The organism is Terriglobales bacterium (assembly GCA_035691485.1).
Classification (GTDB): Bacteria; Acidobacteriota; Terriglobia; order Terriglobales; family Acidobacteriaceae; genus JAIQGF01.
The window spans coordinates 20,394-31,184 of record DASSIZ010000144.1; the positions used below are offsets into that span (position 1 = coordinate 20,394).

Sequence of the window (10,791 nt, forward strand, 5' to 3'; positions counted from 1 at the left end):
CGGTCTCATCCCCCAGCGCGGCTGATGCACCGAAGGACTTTCCGACTATAACAACCGCTCAAAATGGTGTCAAACGCCCAACCCAACATTCACGGGAACCGCAGAAAAAAATTCTGCAACCCACCACCCAATTGTTGCAGTGAGCGACCCTTCCAGCAAGGTCGGCACGCACATCAGGTTGTGACCGCGGGCACGAAGTAAGAAGTCAGAATGGAAACCCGGCTGCCGCGAAACCGTGGACCGGCCCGACGCGGAAAACCGGGTAACCCCGAACCGAAAGCCCTAAGCCGACAACCTGTAGCGAATGCTGTATAACTGCTTGTCTTAATTCTTACTTCTGACTTTTGACTTTTTACTTTTCAGATGGATTACCTGTTCACTCCGTGGCGGTACGCGTACATCACCAGCGCCGGCAAAACGCCGGGGTGCGTTTTCTGTGAAGTGGTCAAGCGCGACGACCGGGAAGCGCTCATCGTCCATCGTGGCGAGCATTGCTTCATCATTCTCAACGCATTCCCGTACACCAGCGGGCACGTGATGATCGTGCCCTACGGGCACCTGGACCAACTGCAAAAGCTTCCGGCGGCAGCGGCGGGCGAAATGATGTTCCTCTCCCAGCGTGTGGAGACAGCGCTGCGCGCCGTGTACCGGCCTGACGGCATCAACCTGGGCATGAACATCGGAGCTGCGGCCGGCGCCGGCGTGGCCGGGCACATCCACATGCACGTGCTGCCGCGCTGGATTGCCGACAGCAACTTCGTTTCCGTGGTGGGTGAAACCCGCATCCTGCCCGAGGACCTCGGCACCACGTGGGAGAGGCTGAAGCAGCAGTTCGATTTGCAACCCTGAATCCCCACCCTGTTCCCGCGGCGGTCCTTTGCGCCCGCCTTTAATGCGTGTGCCCGTGTCCTTCGGTTTGCGCGGGGATGACGACGCAGCCGTGCGCGATGTCGCAGACCACGTGCTCGAACTGGATGGTAGTGTGATGAATGCGGAACTTCTGGCGTAGCCGCTCTTGCACCTCGCGCAGGATGGCCTCGCTGGCGGAAGGTGGAATATCGGCAATGCTGATGTGGCAGGACAAGGCGTGCGACTCGCTGCCGATGCTCCAGACATGCAGATCGTGCACGTCGTTCACCCCGGCCACGGCGGCGATCTCGCGACCCACGTGGGACAAGTCCATGCCGCGCGGCGCGCCTTCGAGCAGGATGTTGAGGGTTTCGCGAATGATGCCGAACGAAGACCACAAAACCATGGCGCCAATGCCAAAGGAAAGCGCGGGATCGATCCAGCTTTGTCCGGTGATCAGAATGGCCCAGCCGCCGGCGATGACCGCCGCCGTGGAAAGGGTGTCGCCGAGCATGTGCAGGAATGCGCCGCGGATGTTCAAGTCCTTGCTGCTGCGCCACAGCAGGATGGAGATAACGCCGTTGAGCAGCACACCGGCCGCCGCCACCACGATCATCAGCCCCGGATGAACCGGGACCGGCGTCACCAGCCGGCGTCCCGCCTCGTAGAAGATGTAAAACGCAATGGCCACCAGGGTCATGGCGTTGATGAAGGCCGCGAGGACTCCGGCGCGGCTGTAGCCGTAGGTCTTGGTGGCGCTCGGCGGACGTTGTTCCAGGTACACGGCGGCCAGCGACAGCAGCAGTGCCAAAAAGTCGGAGACGTTGTGCCCGGCTTCGGAAAGCAGCGCCAGGCTGTGCGCGCGCACGCCAGAAATCACCAGCAGGACGATGTAGGCCATCGTGACCACCAGCGAGACCTTCAGCACCTGCGAAGGGTTTCTTCGCCGGTCGTGCATGTGCGCCTGCATGATTGCAGTCTAAATTCGACCAGCGTCCGGTTCAACCTGGTCCGAACGGATTGGGCTGGCGATGCATGCCGGGCTTTGTGGTAGGTTCGGGCTGTCGCCTCACCAAGAGGTGTCGGCCTCGCGTTCGCTCGGGCTGGTTTGGTTTTGCGAATCCTACCCAACGCTCACGCGTTGGGCTGGCGATGCATGCCGGGCTCGCTGCGCTCGCGCTGAGGGCAAAATGCTGGCCGCTCGTCCGTGTGGTCATTTTGTTGGCTTTGCGATCCTACCCCACGGCCATAGGACCACGAACGTGTTGTTGAAATCCGAGCGAAGCCAAGGTCATGCCGCGCCCAGTTTGGGTACGTCAATGCTCAATCAAGGCACGAAGGGAAGCGGCCCGCAGGAACTTGGACGAGCGCTCTGTCGCCGCCTTGTAAATAGCTGCTGCGGAGCCACTTAAATGCTTTTTCTCTACCTTCAGCAACGCTCCGTTGGAGCTTCGCGTGCTGCCAGACAGAGAGCACAGGTCTGCTCTGGCCAAACATGATCTGTCGCGCCTCTTCGAGAGTTGCGGGCACCCAGCATGGGTACCGTCAACGCATGCCGCAAGGTGCTCGCCGCGGGCAAAACGCTCGTGAAGAGCTGATCCGAAAAACGAAACTTTTTGTAACGGGGAGAAACTACGAATGAAGAAGCATCTTTTAACAATCCTTTTTGTGCTCGGTCTGTCCGCGGCCGTGGCCATGGCTCAGAGTCAGCCTGGATACGGACAGTCGGGGCAGACGGGCCAGCCGCATGGCGCAATGGGCACAGCCGCTGACCAGACCAGCGCCAGCAGCCAGGCCAGCACTACCACCGATCAGAGCAAGAACAGTTCGATGGCGAACGTGGACGACGAAAGCCTCCACCGCCAAGTCCACGAGCAGCTGGCGTCCAACCCGAACCTGCAAAACGTGCAGATCACGGTGAAGAACGGCGTCGTCTCGCTCGACGGCTCGGTTCCGAACAAGGATGACAAGAAAGAAGCCAAGAAACTGGCGAAAGCCGTCCCGGGCGTCAAGGGCGTGAAGGAGCACCTGTCAATCGCCTCCAGCGCATCTTCGGCGAGCGTGGGTTCCTCAGCGACCACCGGCAGCACTGCGGGCCAGGGGAGCATTTCTTCGCAGACGACCACTACTACCACGACTAACACGGGCACCGCGGCCAGCGAGACCGGGCAGGGCGGGGTAGCGGCTGGGACTTCGAATCCCTCCAGCAGCACCAGCAATCCGCCGAGCTCGAGCGCCAGCTCTTCGACTCCTCCGAGCGATCAGTCGAGCATGAGCTCGCAGAGCAGCGCGACGGCGCAGCCGGGGCAGACCAGCTCGGCGGCCAGCACTTCGCCGTCGACGGTTCCGTCCACCTCGAGTTCCAGCACGACGCCTCCTGACCAGAGCGCAACCGGCGCGCAGTCCCAGGTGGGCTCCAGCGCGGGAACTTCCACCACCGGCGGCGTGAGCGGCCAGGCGACGACGTTGCCGCCTAGCGCCTCGAGTTCGGCGAACACGCCGGACCAGGCGGCCATCGGTTCGCAGGCGGGCGCGACCAGCCAGAGCGGAAGCGCCGGGCAGTCCAGCGCCAGCAGCAGCTCGTCAATGGGCGCGCAGACCAGCGCGGGCTCCAGCGATGATCAGCTGCAGCAACAAATCCAGGCGGCTCTGAAGAATGAACCGACCCTGGCCAACGACAACATCAACGTCAGCATTAGTGCCAGCTCGATCGAACTTAGTGGAACGGCTGCGACCGGGAAGGAAAAGCAAACCGCCAAGCGGATCGCCGAGTCCTATGCTGGGAACCGTAAGGTGGTTGACCACATCACCGTCGGTGGCGCCAGCAGCGGCATGGGCAACATGAGCATGCCGAGCAGCAATCCGCCCAGCGCCGGCGAAAAACCGAAACCTCCGCAACAGTAACTGGTACGAACGTAGTGAGACAGGGCGGCCGATAAGGCTGCCCTGTTTTTCTTGTGGCAACGCTCGCCACAAACGCTGGGGAAGGCATAGCCTCCAGTTTCCGAACCCTACCACCCCTCTGCCGAGTCTGTTCCTCATGACTCGACAAAACATTTCCAGCGGAACCCCGTGGGAGCCGATTGTCGGATATTCGCGGGCGGTGCGCATCGGTAATTATGTCCACGTTTCGGGAACCACGGCGACTCAGCCCGGAGGCGGAATCGCTGGCGTGGGCGATGCCTACGCCCAGGCAGCGCAGACACTGCGCAATATCGAATCGGCGCTGAAGAAAGCCGGCGCGGAAATGAAGCACGTCGTCCGCACGCGCATGTATGTCGTCAACATGGAGGATTGGGAGAAGGTGGGACGCGCCCACGGGGAGGTGTTCGGCGACATCCGACCGGCGGCTACGATGGTCGAGGTGTCACGCCTGATCTCGCCCGAGATGCTGGTGGAGATCGAGGCGGATGCGTACATCGAAGATTAACGAGTAGCTAATAACGAGGCGCAAGGCAAAACAAAATCGCGGGCCGAAGCCCGCGATTATTTGTGCGCGCAAACTGACCTACTATTAGCGGCGTCCGCGTCCGTTGTAGCCCGCGTCGTAGCCGGCCTGGTAACCCTGCCGAAAAGCGAGTTTATAGGTGGTCTTATCGCCCATCGAGGAGTTATACCCACTGGTGCCGTGTTCGTAGGCGTTGCTAGAGGTGGGCGTATAACGGCGGCCACTGGTGCGATCGGAAATGCCATAACTCATGCCGCTCTGGTAACCGTTGTTGTAAGCGACGCCCTGCGCGTTGCCGTACTGACCATTTCGGTAGGGACCGTTGTTATACGGGCCGTTGGTATACGGGCCGTTACCATACTGGCCCCAGTTGCCGTTGTTGCCACGATAAGCGTCATCGCGGTCGTGATCGTTGTCACGCCGTCCCTGCCAGCCGCCGCCGTTACTTCCGTAGCCGGCGCGATACCCGTGCATGTAGTCCTGTTCGCTATGACGCGGATGCCAGCTACGGCCGTGCGAGCGATCGTTGCTGCCGTCGCGATATCCGTTGTTGTATTCGCGGCGGTCCCTATCGTTTTGGTATCCCCAACCGTTGTTGTGCCCCCACCATGGCGCTTGCGCAAAGCTGGCGCTGGATAATAGAAAAAGTACTCCAACCGCTAAGGCCAATTTCGTCATGACTTTCATAGTTGCCTCCGTCCTGTAGGGCACGGAGCAGCCGGCCCGCAGGAAAACTCTGTCGACCAAGTAGCTGATGTAAGTAACCCCTTACATGGTTGTTTGTTGCGGCACTGTATAACTTTTTTGGATGCCTAAACCGCATGGGCACACTACTTGGGGGGGGCAAGCAAGTCAATTTACGAGGGTTCAGGCGGACATCGGACTTTGGAGCGGGTGCGGCGAGACCCAGAGAGCCAGCCCAGCTCCAATCGGGCGCTTTTGGCGCAGCCATCGACCGCTTGGCATTTCCTAAGTTACATTGTTAGGTCCATGTCCGCCCCTGAGTCTCATTTTGTCCGTGCCTGCCGTTGCCAGCCGACGCCGGTGACCCCGGTCTGGTTTATGCGCCAGGCGGGCCGATACATGGCGGAATACCGCGAGGTCCGCAAGCATCACTCGATTGTCGAAATCTGCAAGACGCCCAAAGTGGCAGCGCAGGTCACGATTGAGGCGGCGGAGATCCTGGGGGTGGACGCCGCCATCATCTTCGCCGACCTCCTGCTTCCGCTGGAGGTGATGGGCATCCCATTCCATTTCCAGGAAGGGGAGGGACCGGTAATCGAAAAGCCGGTGCGCAGCGTCGCCGACGTCCACGCGCTGCGAATTGACCAGGCGGGGGAGCTCAACTACGTGGGGGAATCTGTACACCTTGTCGCGCGGCACTTCGGCGCGAAGTTGCCGGTGATCGGTTTCTGCGGCGCACCGTTCACCCTGGCCAGCTACATGATCGAAGGCGGCGGGTCGCGCAACTACGTTGAGACCAAGAAGCTGATGTACCGCTCCCCGGAGGCGTGGGACGAGATGATGGGCAAGCTGATCTCGGTGCTCGGCGACTACGTGATCGAGCAGGCGCGGCGCGGCGCTGACGTGGTGCAGATCTTCGATTCCTGGGTGGGATGCCTGAGCCCAGGCGATTACCGGCGCTTTGTCCTGCCGCGCACCACGGAGCTGGTGCAGCGGGTAAAGCACGCGGGGGTACCAGTCATCTACTTCGGAACGGAGACGGCCACACTGTTGCCGGCGATGAAGGAGACGGGAGCCGACGTCATCGGGGTGGACTGGCGCATGCCGATTGATGCCGCGTGGAAGTCGTTGGGCAATCACGGTGCGGTGCAGGGAAACCTGGATCCGGTGGTGCTGTTCGCGAATAAGAAAGAAATTCACTCGCAGGCGGAAGACGTGCTGCAGCGCACCGGCGGGCGCCCGGGGCACGTTTTCAACCTTGGGCACGGCATCCTGCCGGAGACGCCAGTAGAGCACGTCAAGGACCTCTGCGACTTTGTCCACCAATACTCGTCCAAGTACGCCACCGCAGCGAAGGTCGAGTGGTTCGGGGAGGGGCAGTGAGCAGCTTGAGCAGCGGTCGGGGATCGACGGCCGTTCTCCTGCTCGCCCACGGCAGCCCCGATTCGCCGGATCAGGTCCCTGAATTCCTGAACAATATTGCCGGACGCCCGCTCCCGCCCCCGGTGATCGAAGAGGTGAAGCATCGTTACGGTCTGATCGGCCACTCGCCGCTGACGGAAACCACGATGCGGCAGGCGGCAGGAGCGGCGCGCGAATTGCGCCTTCCGGTGTATGTCGGGATGCGCAATTGGAAGCCGTTCATCGCGGATACAGTGCGGCAGATGACGAACGACGGCGTTGTGCATGCGGTCGCCATCTGCCTGGCGCCGCAGAATTCCCGCACCAGCGTTGGGCTGTACCGGCGGGCGCTCGGCGAGCCTGCGTTCGAGGTGGAGTTCGTGGACAACTGGCACGACCACCCCCTGTTGATCAGGGCCTTCGCCGAAAAACTGGCGCCGGGCTGGAAGCGCGCGTGCGAGGAAGCAGGCGCGCGCGTGCCCATCATTTTCACCGCCCACAGCGTGCCGACCCGAACGATCGAGGAAGGCGACCCGTACGAGCAGCAGGCGAAAGAAACCGCCGAGATGGTGGCCATGGAAGTTGCGTCGTTGACGGTGGAGGACTGGACGTTCGCCTTCCAGAGCCAGGGCATGTCGGGGGGAAGCTGGCTGGGGCCGACGGTGGAAGACACCATCCTGAAGTTGAAAGGAAAAGGCCACGGCGGCGTCTTCATCCAGCCGATCGGATTCGTGTGCGATCACGTGGAAGTGCTCTATGACATCGATATCGGTTTCCGGCAGTTCGCCGAGCGGCAAGGCATGCGGCTGTGGCGCGCCGAGTCGCTGAACGACTCGCCCACGTTCTGCGCCGCCATTGCCGACGTCGCGCGCTCGCGGCTGGAACCGGCCGGCGAAGCGAAGCCGCTGGTGCAAATCAAAGCGAAAATCTGACCGCGGATTCATGCGGATTTCTTTTATTCTTGTTTTCATCCGCGTGGATCGGCGTAGATCCGCGGTTGTCTTTGCATGAAGCGTGTAGCCATTATCGGCGGGGGAACCAGCGGCCTGAGTGCGGCGATCACGCTGGAGCGCGCGCGGCAGAATGGGGCGGGGATCGAGTACGCAATCCTGGAAGCGGCGCCGCGGCTCGGGGGCGTGCTGGTAAGCGAGCGCATCGACGGTTGCCTGGTCGAAGCCGGCCCCGATTCTTTCCTAACTGAAAAAACCTGGGGCCTGGATTTCGTGCGCTCGCTGGGGCTGGGCGACCAGCTCATCGGATCGAACGATCCCGACCGTAAAACCTACATCGTCGTGAAAGGCCGGCTGGTGGCCATCCCCGACGGCCTGATGTTCATGGTGCCTACCAGGATCGCGCCCATGATTACGACGGAGCTGTTTTCCTTGGGCGCCAAGTTGCGTTTCGCGCGCGAGTACTTTCAGAAGCCGAATGCGGGGGAGGACCGCGACGAAACTGTTGCCGAGCTGGTGGAGCGCCACTTCGGCCCGGAGATGGTGGAACGACTGGCGGACCCGCTGCTGGCCGGGGTTTATGGGGGAGCGGCGGCCGACCTCAGCGCCGCGGCGGTGCTGCCGCGCTTCGTGGACATGGAAAAGAAGTATGGCTCGCTCAGTCGCGGCATGCTGCGGGCGCGCAAGCAGCGCGAACAGGGAATAAAAAGCGATCGGGGCGTGACAGCCATGGCGCCGCGTCCGCTGTTCACGTCGTTGAAAAACGGCATGCAGCAACTGGTGGACACGATTGTGCCACAGCTTGCGGCTGGGGCGGCGCGTACAGGAAACCCGGCGGTGGCGCTCAGCCGTCAGGGAGAAAAGTGGATGGTCGCGCCCGAGCAGGGCTCGCCGGAGGAATTTGACGCGGTGATCATGGCGCTTCCGGCGAACCACGCTGGGCGGCTGCTGGAGAGAACCAGCGCGCCGCTAGCCGACGAACTGAAGCAGGTGCAGTACAGCTCCTCCATCGTGGTGGTCTGCGGCTACGACAAGCAGGACTTGGCGTCAGCGCCGCCGGGATTTGGATTTCTGGTTCCGCGCAGCGAAGGACGGCGCATCCTGGCGGCAACTTTTGTGCACGTGAAGTTTCCGCATCGCTCGCCGCCCGACCGTGGACTGGTGCGATGCTTCATCGGCGGCTGGGGCAACGAGGCGGTGCTCGACGCAGCAGACAACGAAATTCTCGGAGCAGTGGCCAAGGACCTGCGCGAACTCGTCGGCATCACCGCCAGGCCGAGATTTAGCCGCGTCTACCGTTGGCGCGGCGCCATGGCACAGTACACGCGGGGACACTTGGCGCGGGTGGCGCGCATCGAGGAATTGCGGCGCAGCATTCCCGGACTGGAGCTTGCGGGAAACGCCTACCGGGGCATCGGCGTGCCGGATTGCATTGCGACCGGCAAGGCGGCGGCGGAGTCACTGGTGAAGTTGAGAATTTGAAAATCTGAAATCTCGGGCAGACAAAGGTCGGGCCACGCCGAACCTGTGCGACCGCGAAAACCCGGGTCAGAGACCCGCGCCACAAATGCTGCGCAGGCGGTAGAGCGCGCTCAACCGGGCCGGGTTCAGGTACAATGGCGCGCAATTCCCTTGAGCGAATCGCCATGCGGAAAGCCAGCAAAGCGAAAAAGCCAGCCGCGAAAGCGAAGAAGCCGGCCACGAAAAAGGCCGCGGGCAAACGGAAAGCGACAGGTGCCAAACGTATCGCGCCGCAGCAGGAACCGGTGGCCGGCGATAAGCTCACCTTCAATCACGCCATGGTGTACGTGAAGGACGTGGAGCGCGCGCTCGGCTTTTATCGCGATTTGCTTGGGTTCAAACAGCTCGACGAATTTCGTCACGAAGGCAAGGCGGTGTACTCGCGGCTGCGCGCCCCAGGCGGCGATGGAACCATCGCGCTGCACCAGGCGGGACCGGGGGCATCGATTGCCAGCGAGGGCGTGCGCTTGTACTTCGAGATTCGCGAACTGGATGACTTCTGCCGCAAGCTGCAGGCGAAAAACTTCTACATTACGCAGATGCCGCAAATGATGCCGTGGGGCTGGCGGCACGCCTACCTGAACGATCCCGACGGCCACGAGATCAGCATCTATTGGGCCGGCCAAAACCGCATGCAGAAGACGGTGATGCGGGCCGCGAAGGAAGTGGAGAAAGTGCCTTCCGCCAAGGGACGCTAGCCGTCGCAAAGCAGGGATGCGCTGACGGTCAAACTGCGATCAATTTGAGCGTGGCGCGCCGCGCGGCGCCGGGAGAGCAGTGTCATCGAGTGCCGAGGGATGCACGCGCCGCCGCGCCTGGTTGGGCGGGCGAAGTTTCACTCTCGCCGAAGCAATTTCTCGCCTGGTTTCTTCCAGGTCATGGATGAGCGAGTTCAACTCCAGGAGCACCCGGTACTGCGCGGCGATAATTTGCACGAAGGTGCGTTTGAGCTTTGCGTCGTTACCCTGCCAGCCGTCGCCGTCAGAGGCGCCGAGCCGGCACTGCCGCAGCCACTGGTCAATTTCTTCCGAGGAGGCGATTACGGTGCTGCGCGGACGCCCGGCAGGACGCCGGATGGGACAGCCAAAGCGCTCCCAACGCTGGACGGTGCGCACTCCGCAGCGCAAGTAGTTAGCGATTTCTTTCCAGCCATGCAAGATCATGCACCGAACCGTGGCACGGCGAGGCGGTTTCCCTCGCCGCGCTGAGCTTCAAGCGTTCTTGGATTCGACCGCACTGTTGACGGCAATCGCGTAGGGCTCGTTCTTGGTCATCGGTAATCTGACCGTCTCTTTGCCATCGAACTCGACTGCCGTTTTGAGAACGTCGGCGATGGGCACAGCTTCGAATTTCTTTGCGACCCTGGTGAGCTTTTTCATGATCCCGACGATAACCCGAAAAAACCGATACGGGGACTTTTTCTTTGCGAGGCCGGCTGCGAAGTCTTTGCTGATGAATAACTTGCATAGGATTGAAATTATCGATAATTTTGCTTGATGTTTTATTTAAGTTTTTGATAATATTTCGATTTGTTAGCGATACGTTAACGATACTAAACTAGCGATACGTTAACGATACCAAACTGTCCTGGGTTCGCTTCCAAGGCGGGAGGAGAGGAGATTTCCCATGGCAAGATCCACGGCCGGCAAGCGCCACAAATTCAACACTACCGACCGCGTCAATGTTCCGACCGGGCGCAAGGGCAAGCATAACGGGATCGTAGAGGCCATCCTGAGCGACCTTGAGGTGCTGGAGGGAGGGCAGTCGTTGAAAATTCCGCTCGACGAGCTGCCGGACACCAAGGTCAATATCCGCTCAGCGCTGAACCGGGCCACTCGCAAGCTGCACCGTTCGGTGGCCACGGCGGCCGACGAGCAGTACCTTTACGTGTGGAATGCATAGCGCCGTAGCCGAGGACCGCGGTCCCGTCTCAGAATC

Annotated in this window: 12 protein-coding genes; 8 read left to right on the plus strand and 4 right to left on the minus strand. The window is 61.4% G+C overall.

The window, feature by feature from the left end; translation table 11 throughout:
• Positions 1-363 precede the first annotated feature (363 nt).
• Positions 364-849, plus strand: coding sequence for an HIT domain-containing protein (locus tag VFI82_17465; GenBank protein ID HET7186474.1), 486 nt, complete (start codon positions 364-366; stop codon positions 847-849).
• Between the two features lie 40 nt (positions 850-889).
• Here VFI82_17465 and VFI82_17470 read toward each other — a convergent pair whose 3' ends face one another.
• The gene (locus tag VFI82_17470; protein HET7186475.1) at positions 890-1,819 is read right to left on the minus strand and encodes a cation diffusion facilitator family transporter; all 930 of its coding nucleotides are present in this window, start codon (positions 1,817-1,819) and stop codon (positions 890-892) included.
• A gap of 668 nt (positions 1,820-2,487) precedes the next feature.
• On the opposite strand from VFI82_17470, the gene VFI82_17475 reads away from it, so the two are divergent.
• On the plus strand, positions 2,488-3,753 hold the full coding sequence (locus VFI82_17475) for a BON domain-containing protein (protein ID HET7186476.1): 1,266 nt from the start codon (positions 2,488-2,490) through the stop codon (positions 3,751-3,753).
• A 136-nt stretch (positions 3,754-3,889) separates the two neighbouring features.
• Positions 3,890-4,279 (plus strand): RidA family protein, encoded by a 390-nt coding sequence (locus VFI82_17480; GenBank protein HET7186477.1) that lies wholly within the window; start codon positions 3,890-3,892, stop codon positions 4,277-4,279.
• Between the two features lie 84 nt (positions 4,280-4,363).
• Here VFI82_17480 and VFI82_17485 read toward each other — a convergent pair whose 3' ends face one another.
• Entirely contained in the window at positions 4,364-4,984 is a 621-nt protein-coding gene (locus VFI82_17485; GenBank protein ID HET7186478.1) for a hypothetical protein, read from the minus strand.
• Between the two features lie 303 nt (positions 4,985-5,287).
• Here VFI82_17485 and hemE point away from each other — a divergent pair, with 303 nt between their 5' ends.
• From hemE to VFI82_17505, 4 genes are all read left to right on the plus strand, one after another.
• Positions 5,288-6,364, plus strand: a complete 1,077-nt coding sequence (hemE, locus tag VFI82_17490) for a uroporphyrinogen decarboxylase (protein HET7186479.1) — start codon at positions 5,288-5,290, stop codon at positions 6,362-6,364.
• Entirely contained in the window at positions 6,361-7,314 is a 954-nt protein-coding gene (hemH, locus tag VFI82_17495) for a ferrochelatase (protein HET7186480.1), read from the plus strand. The genes hemE and hemH overlap by 4 nt, the downstream gene beginning before the upstream one ends.
• A 75-nt stretch (positions 7,315-7,389) precedes the next feature.
• Positions 7,390-8,814 carry a protoporphyrinogen oxidase gene (hemG, locus tag VFI82_17500; GenBank protein HET7186481.1) on the plus strand — a complete coding sequence of 475 codons (1,425 nt, stop codon included), beginning with the start codon at positions 7,390-7,392 and terminating at the stop codon, positions 8,812-8,814.
• A gap of 164 nt (positions 8,815-8,978) precedes the next feature.
• Entirely contained in the window at positions 8,979-9,551 is a 573-nt protein-coding gene (locus VFI82_17505) for a VOC family protein (protein ID HET7186482.1), read from the plus strand.
• A gap of 39 nt (positions 9,552-9,590) precedes the next feature.
• Here VFI82_17505 and VFI82_17510 read toward each other — a convergent pair whose 3' ends face one another.
• On the minus strand, positions 9,591-10,016 hold the full coding sequence (locus VFI82_17510) for a hypothetical protein (protein ID HET7186483.1): 426 nt from the start codon (positions 10,014-10,016) through the stop codon (positions 9,591-9,593).
• 48 nt (positions 10,017-10,064) lie between these two features.
• On the minus strand, positions 10,065-10,232 hold the full coding sequence (locus tag VFI82_17515; GenBank protein HET7186484.1) for a hypothetical protein: 168 nt from the start codon (positions 10,230-10,232) through the stop codon (positions 10,065-10,067).
• A gap of 247 nt (positions 10,233-10,479) precedes the next feature.
• Between VFI82_17515 and VFI82_17520 the strand changes: the two genes are divergently transcribed.
• Positions 10,480-10,755: a hypothetical protein gene (locus VFI82_17520; protein HET7186485.1), complete on the plus strand. Its 276-nt coding sequence runs from the start codon at positions 10,480-10,482 to the stop codon at positions 10,753-10,755.
• Positions 10,756-10,791: the final 36 nt, after the last annotated feature.